The sequence below is a fragment of the Winogradskyella maritima genome, assembly GCF_042650215.1.
GTDB classification, from domain to species: domain Bacteria; phylum Bacteroidota; class Bacteroidia; order Flavobacteriales; family Flavobacteriaceae; genus Winogradskyella; species Winogradskyella maritima.
The window spans coordinates 94,094-108,659 of the sequence record NZ_JBHSAT010000005.1 but is presented as its reverse complement, the minus strand read 5'-3'; the positions used below and the strand labels follow the sequence as shown (position 1 = coordinate 108,659).

Annotated in this window: 12 protein-coding genes; 1 reads left to right on the top strand and 11 read right to left on the bottom strand. The window is 38.6% G+C overall.

The features are described from left to right. Nucleotides 1–142: 142 nt before the first annotated feature. Together ACFOSX_RS10615 and ACFOSX_RS10610 are read right to left on the bottom strand one after the other, a co-directional pair. Nucleotides 143–643 (bottom strand): hypothetical protein, encoded by a 501-nt coding sequence (locus ACFOSX_RS10615; protein WP_386100562.1) that lies wholly within the window; start codon nt 641–643, stop codon nt 143–145. A 49-nt stretch (nt 644–692) separates the two neighbouring features. After that, nucleotides 693–1,178 carry a nuclear transport factor 2 family protein gene (locus tag ACFOSX_RS10610; RefSeq protein ID WP_386100559.1) on the bottom strand — a complete coding sequence of 162 codons (486 nt, stop codon included), beginning with the start codon at nt 1,176–1,178 and terminating at the stop codon, nt 693–695. Nucleotides 1,179–1,250: 72 nt separating this feature from the next. Between ACFOSX_RS10610 and ACFOSX_RS10605 the strand changes: the two genes are divergently transcribed. Continuing rightward, a complete protein-coding gene (locus ACFOSX_RS10605) occupies nt 1,251–2,282 on the top strand; it encodes a hypothetical protein (RefSeq protein ID WP_386100556.1) in 1,032 nt (343 codons plus the stop codon). A 129-nt stretch (nt 2,283–2,411) separates the two neighbouring features. Here ACFOSX_RS10605 and ACFOSX_RS10600 read toward each other — a convergent pair whose 3' ends face one another. The 9 genes from ACFOSX_RS10600 to ACFOSX_RS10560 form a co-directional block, all read right to left on the bottom strand. Further along, entirely contained in the window at nt 2,412–3,500 is a 1,089-nt protein-coding gene (locus ACFOSX_RS10600; protein ID WP_386100553.1) for a dioxygenase family protein, read from the bottom strand. Nucleotides 3,501–3,707: 207 nt separating this feature from the next. Then, the gene (locus ACFOSX_RS10595; protein ID WP_386100550.1) at nt 3,708–4,514 is read right to left on the bottom strand and encodes a LytTR family DNA-binding domain-containing protein; all 807 of its coding nucleotides are present in this window, start codon (nt 4,512–4,514) and stop codon (nt 3,708–3,710) included. 244 nt (nt 4,515–4,758) lie between these two features. Next, a complete protein-coding gene (locus tag ACFOSX_RS10590; RefSeq protein ID WP_386100547.1) occupies nt 4,759–5,739 on the bottom strand; it encodes an MBL fold metallo-hydrolase in 981 nt (326 codons plus the stop codon). Nucleotides 5,740–5,822: 83 nt separating this feature from the next. Then, on the bottom strand, nt 5,823–7,091 hold the full coding sequence (locus ACFOSX_RS10585) for a serine hydrolase domain-containing protein (RefSeq protein ID WP_386100544.1): 1,269 nt from the start codon (nt 7,089–7,091) through the stop codon (nt 5,823–5,825). A 170-nt stretch (nt 7,092–7,261) separates the two neighbouring features. Then, entirely contained in the window at nt 7,262–8,020 is a 759-nt protein-coding gene (locus ACFOSX_RS10580) for a hypothetical protein (protein ID WP_386100541.1), read from the bottom strand. Further along, nucleotides 8,017–8,916, bottom strand: a complete 900-nt coding sequence (locus ACFOSX_RS10575) for an ATP-grasp domain-containing protein (RefSeq protein ID WP_386100538.1) — start codon at nt 8,914–8,916, stop codon at nt 8,017–8,019. Before ACFOSX_RS10575 ends, ACFOSX_RS10580 begins: the two co-directional genes overlap by 4 nt. A 3-nt stretch (nt 8,917–8,919) precedes the next feature. Next, entirely contained in the window at nt 8,920–12,156 is a 3,237-nt protein-coding gene (locus ACFOSX_RS10570) for a S41 family peptidase (protein ID WP_386100535.1), read from the bottom strand. Nucleotides 12,157–12,207: 51 nt separating this feature from the next. Beyond that, nucleotides 12,208–13,914 (bottom strand): gamma-glutamyltransferase, encoded by a 1,707-nt coding sequence (ggt, locus tag ACFOSX_RS10565; protein WP_386100532.1) that lies wholly within the window; start codon nt 13,912–13,914, stop codon nt 12,208–12,210. After that, nucleotides 13,911–14,513 carry an acyl carrier protein phosphodiesterase gene (locus ACFOSX_RS10560; protein WP_386100529.1) on the bottom strand — a complete coding sequence of 201 codons (603 nt, stop codon included), beginning with the start codon at nt 14,511–14,513 and terminating at the stop codon, nt 13,911–13,913. The genes ggt and ACFOSX_RS10560 overlap by 4 nt, the downstream gene beginning before the upstream one ends. Nucleotides 14,514–14,566 lie beyond the last annotated feature (53 nt).

The window sequence follows — 14,566 nt, the reverse complement described above, 5'->3', positions numbered from 1 at the left end:
GAAGGCTTTTTTTATATCGGCACTCACATAAAAAGATTGCCACAGCTCGTTCTAACGAGCTTCGCAATGACCTTACACTAATTGTTTAATGGTCATTACGAGGAGCATAGCGACGTGGTAATCTCACCAGAATATAAATAAACTAAAATTTACGTTTCCCAGAGCCTTCTTCCTCAATAGGTAAAGATTCTTCTTCCTTGGCATTACCCGGAAAAATTAGCGAAGTGCTGGCATAAGAACTTCCAAAGTTAACATTGGCATAGTAGACTTGACTAATGGCATCTTTGACCTGCTCGTTTGACAATTCCCGCAACGGATGAATAAAAGCCGACCATAAGACATTCTCGGCTATGGCATACTTTACATCCAATGCCGTATGAAAATTAGCAATCAAGGAGGACTTTAATTGGTCATCGTCAAGACTAGCTACTTCAGCAATAGGAGAGATGATGCGCATGCGATTGTTTGTAGAGTCTGTTAGCATTATAAACACGGTTTCATTAATTTGAAATTGCCAACGCCCAGAATCGCCTCCGTAAGTATCTGCCGTGGATTTTATAATAGCCTCTAGTTTTATATTGCTCATTTGCGCCATAGCTGACGTGCCTATACTAAAGCTTAAAAGGAGAGTAAGCAGTTTCATGTTTAAGGATTAAATGTTATTGCATAGTAGTCGAGAAGTTTGTCAAGGCTTACATAGTCGAAGGCTGTTTTTCGGTCTTCGTAATGTAAGTATCCAGCATAGCATTGGTCTGTTTCTGCAATTGGCGCTTAAAAAAGCCTGTTCCGCCTAGCAGTTTTCCTTTAAAGCCCATCGCTTGGCTAGCCCACTTGTGTAAGTTGAAATCATCGGTATGTTTCGTGATTTTTCCGTCTTCAATCGTGAAGCTAGCATGGATAATATTATGAACTCTTCTACCTGTTTTACTAAAAGTATAATAAGCTTCCCAAATTGCAGAGCCTTCAGACGTGGTTTCAGTCACACTGTGATAGTCTATCTTAAAATCCTTTCCTTTTTGGGACGAACAAAGCATCTGCCACATGGCTTTGGATCGTTTTCCCTGAAGCCTTCCAAAGGCGGGGTCTTCAAATATAATGTCATTATGATACTGTTTTACCATGGTGTTTGCATCTAATTGATGAAATGCATTATAGAATGTTGTGATGATTTCAGACATAAAAAATATTTTTTTTAAAACCACACTGTTCAATTTTTCGTAGGTATGGTACTAACAATAAAAATAACGATTATGTTTTTAAAAAATCTTACCCGTTTATCATTAGCTGTTGCTATTGCTTCGGGTACAATGGTATCGTGTAGCGATGATGATACTGATGGTAACCAATCAGCGAATTCAACTTTTGTTTATGCTTCCAATAACTCTAACGGTAATATAACCGTTTACGATGTTTCTAATAGTGCAAGTGTTTCGTCTTCATCGTTTATCACAGCGTCCTTGGCGGCGGATGGTATTTATGCCGATGGAAACGGTACTGTCTTCCAAGCTTCGAGAACCGATAATGGTTTAGAAGGATTTAGTATCTCTACAGATTTAGTTTCAGGAACGGCAGTTAATGTGTCTTTGGACGGACCTAACGATATGTCTAGTCCTAGAGAGGTTGCTGTTAATGGCAATTTGTTTGTAGTAGCTGATAATGCTGACGTTGATGGTGACACCAATACTCCAGATGGACGTTTATTTATCTATAGTATGAGTAATGGTGAATTCACTTTACGTAATACCGTAACTACTAATTTTAAGGTTTGGGGAATTACATTTAATGGAAATGATTTATATGCTGTAGTCGATGCAACCAATGAGTTAGCGCTTTTTGCTAATTTCTTGGCAACTAATACGGCTGATGCAACGGTAACTGCCACAAAGCGAATTGCCATTGAAGGCATTGTAAGAACCCATGGATTGACCTATGATGTAGCGTCTGACGTTATGGTGATGACTGATATTGGTCAAGCCTCAAACGGACAGGATGATGGTGGTTTTCATATCATTGAAAATTTTACTTCTAAGTTCAATAGCGTTATGCCAGGTGGTACTTTAAGTGTTGCACAGCAAACCAGAGTTTCTGGAGCGGCAACATTAATGGGTAATCCTGTTGACGTTGCATATGACAGTGCCACACAGAATATATTTATCGCTGAAGCCGGAAACGGAGGCGGTCGCATCTTAGGATTTTCCAATACAGATGCCGGTGGAAATATAACACCATTCTTTAATAGCAGTTTGGCATCAGCCTCATCTGTCTTTTTATCGAAACAATAAATTTGAGTTTTTGCCCTAATGTAAAATACCCTTTAGTTGATTGATTGAATTGGTTGGTTGATTAGATTGCTATGAGGGAGAAAGAAAGGCCCCGACGATTTTGTCGGGGTCTTTTGTTTTGCACAAGCTTTATTCTCGTTTTGCTCTTGAAAGTTTGAAATATTCATTAGCGCTATGGTCAAGTTGCTCTATAATTTTTTTGAAATTCTCTTGGGTTGGTTTAAGGTCAACATATTTGTCTATTATAGTACTTCTTTTGTATATCAGAAATGTATTATTCACATTTTGGTCAATCTTATTCAAGTATACTTCAGAGGTTTTATCCTTAAATGAGGGAACAAAAGTCAAAGCTACTTTTTTTAAGTCGAGTTCATTTCCAAGTTGTTCTAATTCCTTTATTCTACTTTCTTTATTATAAATGCTATCGTTGCCATAGACAAAATACACCTTAAGATAGTCCTCTCTTTTTTCACTTTCAGCGTCAAAAAATCTAAGCCAATCTTTTATGTCACTCCAATTGGGATTATTACCAACAAAATATAAAACACCATGATACCAACCGTATTTACAAATAGGACATGTTTTTGTGCCTTTGTCAGATCCGTATGCATGATAAGGAGTAAAAGAAATAATATCTTCGCCAATGTTCTTCCCTGAACTCTTTTTTTGATTCTTTTTTATTGGATAATTAGGAACATTCAAACCTAAGATGATATTGCGTTCTCCAATCCACAGATCATCCTTTTCAACAAAACGAATAACGCCACTTCCGCCTCGGTTCATCATCTTTTTTCTGCGTTCAGTACTTAAAAGGGGATCGTTGTCAAATACAAAATCATCAATATAATATGGGTCATCCATATTTTTATCGCTAATTGTAATATGAATATGTGCAGGCTCATTTCTACTTGGATAGGAGCCTGGTTTTATGGTGTAAATGGAATAATTTCCATGCGCATCTGATTTTACCCAACCTCTAATGTACCCATGAGTTTGTCCTAATTTATTTTTGGGCATATTTCGTTCTTCAATTTCTTTGGTAGCGTAGATTCCATTGGTATTTGTCTGATAATAGTAGAGCACTACGTTTGAAGCTGGTGTTTTACCGTCTCTTTCATAAATCTTCCCTGTGAGCAAGATTTTCTGTTCATTCTTTTTAAATGCAGGGCTTGTATCTATAGCAGCTAAGTGTTGTGGCATTTTATAATAAAATGGCATTGATTCGTCAAAATCTTCACTTAAGGTATGAGACGGCTTGTTGGTAGTTTGACTGATACAACTTATACAATTTAAACAAGCGAACAGAAGAAGTATAATTTTAGAAAATTGTAACATTTATAAAAGTTTTCTTGTAAACCTAAATATTACATCGTCGTGTCAACTTAAATTTAGTATTGAATTGTCTATGTGGAGTGCATATATGGCTTACTGGATAAGCTGTTTCCAATTATGTCTAAAATGCCTACTTAATCGAATTATCAGATCATTTTGAAGCGTTGCATCATAATCACCATTATTTCGTGATTTTAACTCTTTTACGTAAGTAGCATTAATTATTGATGAACGATGTACCCTTATAAAAATACTTGGGTCGAGTTCAGTTTCAAACTCCTTTAGGCTTTTGTTTTCTAACAGCCTTTTGTCGTTTATGTAAACAACAGAATAAGGTTTGTCAGTGGTAATACATTGTATCATTGAGGTTGAGGTGTTTATTATTTTTGAACCAATCTTTAGTTTAATTTTATCGGAATAAACTTTATTTAAATTGCTCGATTTGGGTTTTGTACTATGAATTGCGGGAAAAATAATATACCACAATAGCGCTATATAGAATTGATTTGAAAGTGCACTATTATAAATAGCAGAAAATCGATGTGTTGGATTGTAAATTAAACTACTAACTAACACGAATAACGATGCAAACAATACAATATGTAAAATGCTTAAAAACAATCCAATCCCAATTTTTAAAGGTAACTTGAAGAATGTGTTTTTTTTATTAGTAACTTTTAATAATCGATTTGCTATAATGCTAAAAGGAATAAAATAAATCCAAAACGTGTTGTAAAGAGAGGATTCCGATAAGTAAAATCCAGTGTTTTGTATTCTGCTATAAATATAGTCTTGTAAGACAGCGAGGATAAACACTAAAATTACCAGTAATGGATACAATGGCAATCTTCCAATTCTTGGAATTTTAAACTTTTCAGGTATGTTAATGGTTTTTCCCAATATTTATTAACTCGCTTACAGAAAATTCTAGTTTCAGTATGCCCCTAGATTAATGTTGTCATCACTACAATTTACATAAAAACTAATATACAGATTGCTTTCGCTCAAATCTGCTGGCTAGGTAATAACAAACCAATTGGATTAATTTCCTTCAAACTGAAAGGTCAGTTATTAAATAAGGTATTTGTAAAGAAGCCAAGTTTAAAAAAAACTTTATTCCCGCCTCAATGACTGTTACTATTAGTTATAACTCAAACACATCATTCAATCTACCGATTTTATAACCTCTTTCAATTACTTGTTGACTTTCCATACTCTCAGGATTTAACAAAGGGTTGGTATGGTTAAAGTGAATAAATATGATTTTTGCCTTGTCTGATTTACTTAAGCCATCAAACGTTTCGAAGCTTTCTATGACAAATGGATGAGGAATCTCACTGATATCCCTATTGTTCATTTCTTTGCCACTATAAAAAGTCGCGTCTAAAAAAGCATAGTCTACCTTCTGTATTTCTTCCACAATATTTCTTTCCCACTTTTCCCATTTATCAATATCAGGAATGAACAAAGCGCTCTTCTTAGGTCCTTTGATTCGGTAGCCTACAGTTTCAGAATATTCATCCCTGTGGGGCACTAAAAATGGCGTCACCTCTATATTATTTGATAGACGAATAGGCTGCTCGTCTGTCATCTCCTTAAGTTGTACATTTCCTCTGGAAACCAATTGATCCCAAGGACCATTTTCAGAAAGAAACCCTTTCATTTTGGGCATGACATAGAGTGGTATATTCTTGGCATCCATGGCTTCTTTACCTAAATACATTAATCCTGTATAGTGGCCAATATGAGCATGAGTCAAAAAAATGCCATCTACAGATTCCTTATCGCTTTTCGGCTCTAATTCGGTAAGAATTTTATTCTGTTTACCGATATCAGGTGTCGCTTCAAATAAGTATGTTTTATGATTTTCAGAATCAATTAATCCTAATGACACGACTTGTCTTTCGTTATCCGAATTTTCAAAAAGATTAGCACAACATTCCTTTTTACAAGCAATTTGAGGTGAGCCAGCATCTTGTGCCGTTCCGAGAATGACGAGTGATGTTCTATTAATGACTTGCTCTAAAGCTTGAGAAGAACCAAGTTTTATTTTGGGTGTTTGGGAACAACTAGTTAGGATTGATACAAAGATTTTTATTAAGTACTTATTCATAACTCTATTCATATTAATAACGCTTAGTATATGTGGCGTTACGACCAACGGGAGCTATGATTTTATAGCATTGTTGAAGCACTTTTTCATTTTATCTATTCGTCAAATAGTCCAGATATTGTTAATTGTCTTGCAATCATAGGCATTAGATTTTCGGTCATAGTCTCATCATGTGTTCCGAAAAAAGCAATGACTAAATCTCTACTTGGGGATATGTACAATCCTTGTCCGCCAATACCTGCTTTAAAGAAGTCTCCTTCTTGGGTAATATGATCCCATTGATAGGTGTTATGTTTTATTACTGTCTTATCTTTAAACAAGTTTGGCCAATATCCATTAGCATATATTTCTGGTCTACCTCCATGTTGGATTTTTTCAAGGTAATTGTCAGAAATAATATCGTATGGTGCTTGTTTTCCAGATGGCGTAAATAATAAACCAAACCTCCCTAAATCTCTTAAATTTGAATTAATTCCAAGTGGTGTAGCGGCATGAGCCTGTGTTCCAGTTAACATTAACGCATCTGATTCAGCCCCCATTTTTTGCCATATTTCGGTTGCCATCATATCACTAACTGATTTTCCAGACACCCTCTCTATTAACCATCCCAAGAGCCAGGTATTAACTGAGGTATAATCCATTTTCTTTCCATTGAGCTCATACTTTTTCATTGTTTTTAACAACTCAACTGGATTTTCAAGGGCGTTCTCGAGATTAGGAAATCCAAATCCAGCCATGAATTTCTGAAAACAAGTTTCTGGGTCATAATATGCTCCTTCTTCCTTTTCCCTACAATCAATACCTGAACTCATATCCAAAATGTCAATAATAGGAATTCCTTCCCATCCAGAATTTTTGAGTTCTGGCATGTAATGTTCTATAGGTTTTGATACATCAATCATACCTCTATCCTCCAATATTGCAATTAAAGTTGAGACGAAAGTTTTTGAAACAGAGAAGTAGATGTGTTTGTCCGTTGGCAACATACGAGGATATTCTTCAAATACTATTTGTCCCTTATGGATAATGATTACTCCATCAGTTGGCGAGTTATAGACATAGTCATGAAGAGCTTTTTTTTGGCTATCGATAGTGACTAAATGATTAGAAACCTCTTTTCTTAAATGGATGGGTAATTCTCTGATAGTGTCTTCTCGGGTTATTACTGTATGTGGAAAAAATTCAGAATAATGAATATATACATATCGAGACATTTCCCCACCACCGATAAACATACTATTTTTAAATTCCCGATGAAATTTTCTTGATTCTTCTAAAGTGAAATCTTTATAATCCTGACCATAGGTGTGTATAGAAAGACAAATTAATAGAATGAAGTAAATTCTATTTCGAAATATTTCCATTTTATTGGTTTTTTAGTGGGCTACAATGAAAAGACTACGCGCAGTGCGACTCTGGATTTGTGTTTGTTGCAACTGCAAGTTACATAAAAATGCAAAAACAGATTCAGTTCCCAAAACTCTGACGGATTGGCGTAACAAACTGAGATTGACCATAAGGAATGCTACAAATTCTATTGAGTTGCAATATTATAAACTCGAAACTCCATCCCCAAAAGCCGATGCGCTGTGGGTAACTGAGCACCAGTGCTGGTCGTCATCCAGTCATTCCAAGTCGCCTCCAAGCCACCAATCGGTAAAATATCTACCCACATTTGAAAGCTTTTTGGGCGTCCATCGGCATCAAAATACCAGAGATAGGCATCCCCAGGTGTTGTGCCTCCTTCATTATAAATCACTAAGAGTGCATTTTTATCATCGTCCGTCTTTACCAAGTGTCGAGTAGTGCCAGCATCAAATACTTTGTATGGCGCCACCAACCAAAAGGAGTCGTTATTAAAATACTTAATAGCCTTGTTTATATATTTTTGGCGCTCTTCACCCTTATATACTTGGTCAGCAACAAATATTTTGGACTGTGAGGGCGTTGCCAAATCCAAGTCAACCTTAAAATGTGCCCAAACAACTTCGCATCGGTTTTGAGACTTGTACCAATTGAATTTATGACGGTTATCGTAGTTCCAACTGATAAAATCTGTGGCTTCGTAATTGTCATGATTCAAAGCATCGAGCATTTGTGTAGCCAACGCCTCAGCTTCCGGACCAGATGCTCCTTGTGGCAATGGTTCGTTATATTTTATATACAAAAACCCAAAGAGTAGGAGCGTCGGTAAAGTTAAAAATATAAGCGCTCCGAACACGAATTTTAAAATTCGTTTTAGCTTTCCTGTTGCGCTAAGATGTCTGAATTTGATACGCTTCTTTTTACTCATGCTTTAAGTGTACTTTTTATAGCCTTGGCCAATAAATCTGAGGCTTCAGGATGTTCCCTAAACCACAATTCGGGTTCAATAAGCTCCAATTCAGACAATGCAATTTTCCCATAATTATCTTCAAAAATATCAACACGGGCATAGATAGGTAATTCCGGACAAGCCTTCACGGCGTCCTCTGTGAAGTTAATTTCTTCAGGTGTTGGTTTGTACGATTCTACCGTACCTCCAAAATCATCCTGAACCCTAAAATCACCCGCTTTGGCCTTCTTTAGCACGGCATGTGAGAACTGCCCACCGAACAGCATCAAAGACAGTTCGCCTTTAGTTACAATATGGGTTTGAAATGCTTGTAACAGCATGGCTTCTTTCGCTATCAAGGTTTGAAAAACCCCTTCATGTTGGTTAAGCGTGTCCAAAGTCAATTGATAGGTGTGTCTCGCTGCACCCGAAATGCGGGGTTTTAAAACTGTATGTTGCCAGCCCAATTTTTCATGAAGTTGTTTCAAGTTTGAATTGGTTCCAATTTCAATATAGTGTGTCTCAGGTATATGAATGCCTTTTTCGTGTAAATCGGCCAAATAATGCTTGTCGATATTCCAGCGTAATAAGGCTTCAGAATTTATTAACCTGCAAGTTTTTGAAACTTTGTTTAGCCAAATTTCAAATGTTGCAAACCGATCAAAATAATCCCAAGTACTTCTGAATAATAAAGCATTTGCCAATGACCAGTCAAAATCTTTGTCATCCCAAGCTTTTCGAGTCGTTTTTAGACCTTCACGCTTTAAGGCTTCAACGACCAACTGATCTTCAAAAAAGACATTATGCTTATACGGATCGTCTGAATCATTCAGATACCGATGATCCGTTAAAACAACGACATCATAGTGTTTCATTTATTAATTGTCAGTCTTGTAACCTTCAGGACGCTTCCATCTAATCGGAGCCTTAGGCTCAGGTTTCATGATAAATTCTTCAGTTTTCAACAAACGTAGCGCTTCTTTTACAGCGCGTTCCAATTGTGGATCCTGACCTTTGGAGGTGAACCGTGGTTCTTGTATCACTTCAATATCTGGTGCCACACCTTCGGCCTCCACAGCCCATTCGCCATTGACATCAAAGAAACCACCGCGTGGTGCTACCATTCGGCCACCATCAATAAATCGTGGTGTATCCCAAGTACCAACTAAACCGCCCCATGTTCGGGTGCCGATAAGCGGGCCAATATTTTTAGCTTTAAACATGTAAGGCAATAAGTCGCCACCAGAACCGGCGCGCTCATTGATTAACATAACCTTTGGTCCCCAAATACCTGCCATTGGCGTGGTCCAAGGGCGTTTGTCACCAGCTTTTGAATTAAAATAACCAAACAACTCACGCGACATAATGTCAATCATATAATCGGCAGCAGAACCACCACCATTATTACGTTCGTCTATCACAGCTCCTTTTTTGTCTTGCTGTGAAAAGTAATAGCGATTAAACGACGTAAATCCTGGTCCTCCGGTATTTGGCACATGCACATAAGCCAATTTGCCATTAGAGAGTTCATCTACTTTACGTCGGTTATTTTCTACCCAGTCTACATAGCGCAAGCTGTTCTCGCTTCGTACAGGTTTAATCAATAATTCTCTGGCATCGCTAGAATCTCCTGAAGAACTCACAGTGATATAAATTTCCCGTCCCGCTGTTTGTTCCAACAGTTGATACGGATTCATTGATGCCGTTAAATCCCGACCATTAATCTTTAATATATAATCCCCTTCGTTTACATTCATGCCTGGCATTGCTAAAGGCGCATCTGTTCCGGGATTCCAGCGTTCGCCTGTAAATAGTTTTTTGATACGATATTTTCCGTTTGAAGTTTCCAAATCCGCACCTAGAAGGCCGACAGGGACAAAATCCAAATCGGGCATGTCACCACCGGAAACATATGAATGCCCAATAGCGACTTCACCACTCATAATATCCACCACATAGTTTAAATCCGAACGATGACGCACATGGTCTATCCATGGCGAATACCACTCGTAAACATCATCCCAAGGTGCGCCATGCACATTGTCTACGTAAAGAAAATCACGCATGTAGCGCCATCCTTCCTTAAAAATTTGATGAGCTTCCGCCTGCGGGTCCAACTTAATTTTCATGCTGGTGTTTAATTTGCCATCGCTTGCTTTTGGCTTTCCAGAAGTGCCTGCCAATTGCCAAGACCCATTTTTATATAATAAGATGGATTTTCGGTCTTCAGAAACTACCATTTGCGAAATACCTTCAGCAAAATCTGAAGCTTCTTCCTTAGACACATCATAGGAATGTACTTTTAAACCTTGCGCATTCGGAATGGCTTCCGCAATGAAAACCTTGTGTTTTGGTCCCTTAGCTAAAGCGACATAATTTCTGGCAGGAAGCTTTAAATCTACAGCACGATTGAAAATTCCATCGGCATCAATAGTTACAACAACATCGGAAGCCTTATCTTTTTTGTCCTCCTCGTCGTCTGATTTTTTATCTTCCTCCTCATCTGTCTTCGGAAGGTTTGGTGCCTCGTCCGATTGGCTCAACACCACAGTATATAAGCTACGCGTGGTTTGAGGGTCATAAGAACTCATATCTAACCAACCCGAAGCTAAACCGTAATCCGTACTAGCCAAGGTATAAATGTATTTGCCTGAAGCATCCCACACCGGACTGATGGCATCGGCAATTGGGTCTGTAATTTGAATCGTCTTCTTTGAATCCACGTTATACGCGAAAATGGATTTAAAATGACTGTCGTTTTGCTTGGCATAGGCAATCCATTTGCTGTCTGGTGACCACTGCGGATTCATACTTCTGTTGGGATGCGCATAGCGGTCTGTTGCTACCTTGGTTGCTTTTTTGGTATCCAAATTCATAACCCAAATATTGTAATGCGTATCGGTGTAAGCGATGTGCTTACCATCTGGTGACCAATCTGGTACAAAATAAAATGTTGGTTCTGTAAGTTTTATGGCGGTTTGATTAGAGCCATCTTGGTCGGCAATCACCATTTGGTATTCCCCACTTGCGTCTGAAAACCATGCTACTTTATCACCCTTTGGAGACCAAATTGGGCTTCGGTCGGCAACACCAGGGGAATTGGTTAAATTTCGCCATGTACCATTTTCTTTCGGAACCGTAAATATTTCACCCCTATGTTCAAAAATCGCACGTTTCCCTTTTGGAGACACATTAGGGTTACTCAGGTTTCGTCCTGAAATATCTTCCCATCGCGGTCTAGAGAAATTGAGGTCACCACGAACGTTGATAGTAATTTGTTTGCTGTCTTTTGACGTCGGATTCCAAACATGTAAGTAACCACCTTGTTCGTAAACGATTTCTGAGTCTGAAGCATCCAAGCTTTTTACGTCAAACTTTTTATGAAAGGTAATCTGTTGTTCTTCTTTGGTCGTAGGGTTAAACGACCAAATATTCGCTGTGTAGTCACGTTCCGAAATGAAATAAACCAAACCATTCAACCACACCGGATTTAAATGACGTTCCTTAGTCGGTTGTGATGTTCGCGTTAATTCCATAGTCTTCAAATCCACAACCCAAATTGGCATCGCTTGTCCACCACGGTAATTGCGCCATTCGGCATCCCATCCAGTAATAGGTGTATAGGCTAAATAATTGCCATCTGGAGATAGTTCCCCGTAAGCGGCTCTAGGAACTGGCAAAGCCACCGGCAAACCACCCTTAGGTGATACGGCAAAAAATTTATTGGTCATTGTTGGTTGGCTTTCCCGATTAGAACGGAATAGAACTTCACCATCTGGCGTCCAGCCTTCTACAAAATCAGCACTACTGTGATAGGTGAGTCGTTTTGGTTCGCCCCCTTCGGAAGGAATCAAAAATACATCAACATTGCCGTCGTACTGTGCGGAAAAGGCAATCCATTTCCCATCAAAAGAAAAATGCGGGTTGGTTTCAAAGCCATCGTCGCTGGTCAATCGAACGGCGTTACCACCATTTTTTGAGGCTTTCCATAAATCATTGGCATAGGTAAATACAACGTCATTACCATGAAGTGTTGGTTGTCGTAGCAATTGCGTGCCTTGGGCATTTACATTGAGCAGAAGCCCCAATGCAAACAGAAAAGAGAACTGTTTCATTTTTGGTGAGTTAGATTGATTAAATTTTAATGCGTTTTAAAGATACAACTTTTAAAAACCTACAGCGGTATCATCACCGCGTGGGTCGGCGCCACCTTCAAGCGTGCCGTCATCTAAAACTAAAATACCGTCTACGATTCCAATCACTGGCGAACGCTCTTCATTGACGTAATAGCCTAAATCTTCAAGTTGTTTTATAAGGTTTTTGTCAAAGCGATTGGGTTCCACGCGTATTTCATCAGGCAACCATTGATTATGAAAACGAGGCGCTTCCACAGCATCTTGCATGCTCATTCCGAAGTCTTCAACATTCAAAATAGTTTGAAGCACAGACGTGATAATCGTTGAACCGCCAGGTGTTCCAACAGTCATCAATAATTCGCCATCTTTTTCAACAAGGGTTGGGGTCATAGAACTTAGCATTCGTTTTTCTGGCGCAATACTATTCGCTTCAGCACCAATTAGTCCATACACGTTAGGAACGCCAGGTTTACTGCTAAAATCGTCCATTTCGTTGTTAAGAAAAAAACCGAGTTCGTCCACATAGACTTTAGAACCATAACCACTATTTAAGGTTGTTGTTACGGCAATAGCATTTCCGAATTGGTCAACAATGGAGTAGTGGGTGGTTTGGTCACTTTCATATCCGGTAATGGTCCCATGACTTATAGAATCAACTGGAGTTGGTGCCTTAAAAGAAAAGTCGGACATACGCTGATTGAGATACACATCACTCGTTAAGGTTGCGACAGGAATATCCACAAAATCAGGGTCACCCAAATAATAACTGCGGTCGGCATAGGCGCGTTTTTCGGATTCAGCAATCACCTGAATGGCCTTGAGCGAATTATGGCCGTAACCTCTTAAATCAAAAGGTTCTATCATGGTCATAATCTGGTTGAGGCAGATACCACCGGACGATGGTGGCGACATGGAAATAATCTTAAGGTCTTTATAGTTAAATTGAATCGGGTCTCGCCATTTAGCTCCATAAGCCTTCATATCGTCTAAAGTGATAATACTACCGCGTTTGTTTAAATCTTCAACTAAAATCTCAGCTGTTTTACCTGAATAAAATTCATCCCTGCCGTTTTCTGCAATTCGGGTTAAGGTTTCGGCGAGTGCAAAATTCATGACTCTATCGCCTGCCTTCAATTCGTTATTGAATAACAATTTATGACCGTTGACGGCTTTAAAAATGCTATCCTTTTCTGCAAAGCGTGCTTCTTGATTTTTAGTGACCACAAAGCCGTTATTTGCTAAATCGATAACCGGTTGCAATACCTCTTTTACTGGTAGCTTTCCGAAACGTTTGTGCGCTTCAAAAACACCAGCAATAGTTCCTGGGATGCCAATAGCCATAGGGCCGACAACGCTTAGGTCTTTAATGACCTCATCTTTATCATCGAGATACATGTCTTTAGTTGCTGATTGCGGGGCTTTTTCACGATAATCGAGCGCCCCCACAGAACCATCGTCTAAACGATACACCATAAAGCCACCACCGCCAAGATTTCCTGCATACGGATAAGCAACGGCCAAAGCCATTTCTGTAGCCATCATAGCATCAAAGGCATTGCCTCCTTTTTTCATAATGTCTGCGCCAATTTTACTGGCTTCTTCACGGGCGCTGACCACCATAGCGTTTTTGGTAATAAGACCTGTTTTAGGTGTTGTCTTTTCTTCAGTAGATTTTATGTCCTTTTTACAGGATACGAAACAAGCACTGAGAAATAAGTAAACTAAAAATCGTTTCATATATGGAATTCTTTTTCTATCTGTGAGCGTTTTTCCTCACTAAAAATAATTAATTCGGCAAAAAAGCTGGTGAAGTCTGCTTCAAATTCAGAATAGTATTGCTTTAATTCTTTAGTGGCTTCATGCATGCCAGATTTACCTTTTGTTCTATGATTCATGCCATTCAACACTTTTTGAATGCCTTCAAGTGAGGCGTAACTCAGCAACCAATTGTCTTCAATCATAAAGGGTGTCAGTTTTTGAAAGCGAGGAGGCATAATTTCCAAATGTTTGGTAAGGCTCTTGTAAAAATTTTCGACATTTACTTCTAGCGGAATTAAGGAATAGTCGCTCCAGTTTTTAGCCAGAAAATGGTCGTAAAAAATATCGACTATTACCCCGCTGTAGTGACCGTAATTTTTATGCAGACGTTTGGTGCTTTTTCTAACTGTAGGATGTGCATCGGTAAAGGTGTCGATTTCCCGGTGAAGGATGATTCCGGCTTGCATTTCCTTTGGATATGTTTTGTAGCGTTTTCCCCGAACGCCGTCAGCCGAGAAGTTACCGAGCGTAAGGAGTTCATTGTCGCCCGAAAGAAAGATATGTGCCAGAAAATTCACCTTTCGAAATTACGAATTCGTGCGTACAAAATCGACATTCTATTTATATTTGC

Excerpts from the sequence above, each read along its gene's own strand:
- ACFOSX_RS10610 (WP_386100559.1), bottom strand. The coding sequence starts at position 1,178 with ATGTCTGAAATCATCACAACATTCTATAATGCATTTCATCAATTAGAT.
- ACFOSX_RS10585 (WP_386100544.1), bottom strand. The coding sequence starts at position 7,091 with ATGGAAATATTTCGAAATAGAATTTACTTCATTCTATTAATTTGTCTT.
- ACFOSX_RS10615 (WP_386100562.1), bottom strand. The coding sequence starts at position 643 with ATGAAACTGCTTACTCTCCTTTTAAGCTTTAGTATAGGCACGTCAGCT.
- ACFOSX_RS10600 (WP_386100553.1), bottom strand. The coding sequence starts at position 3,500 with ATGCCATTTTATTATAAAATGCCACAACACTTAGCTGCTATAGATACA.
- ggt (WP_386100532.1), bottom strand. The coding sequence starts at position 13,914 with ATGAAACGATTTTTAGTTTACTTATTTCTCAGTGCTTGTTTCGTATCC.
- ACFOSX_RS10605 (WP_386100556.1), top strand. The coding sequence starts at position 1,251 with ATGTTTTTAAAAAATCTTACCCGTTTATCATTAGCTGTTGCTATTGCT.
- ACFOSX_RS10590 (WP_386100547.1), bottom strand. The coding sequence starts at position 5,739 with ATGAATAGAGTTATGAATAAGTACTTAATAAAAATCTTTGTATCAATC.
- ACFOSX_RS10580 (WP_386100541.1), bottom strand. The coding sequence starts at position 8,020 with ATGAGTAAAAAGAAGCGTATCAAATTCAGACATCTTAGCGCAACAGGA.
- ACFOSX_RS10575 (WP_386100538.1), bottom strand. The coding sequence starts at position 8,916 with ATGAAACACTATGATGTCGTTGTTTTAACGGATCATCGGTATCTGAAT.
- ACFOSX_RS10570 (WP_386100535.1), bottom strand. The coding sequence starts at position 12,156 with ATGAAACAGTTCTCTTTTCTGTTTGCATTGGGGCTTCTGCTCAATGTA.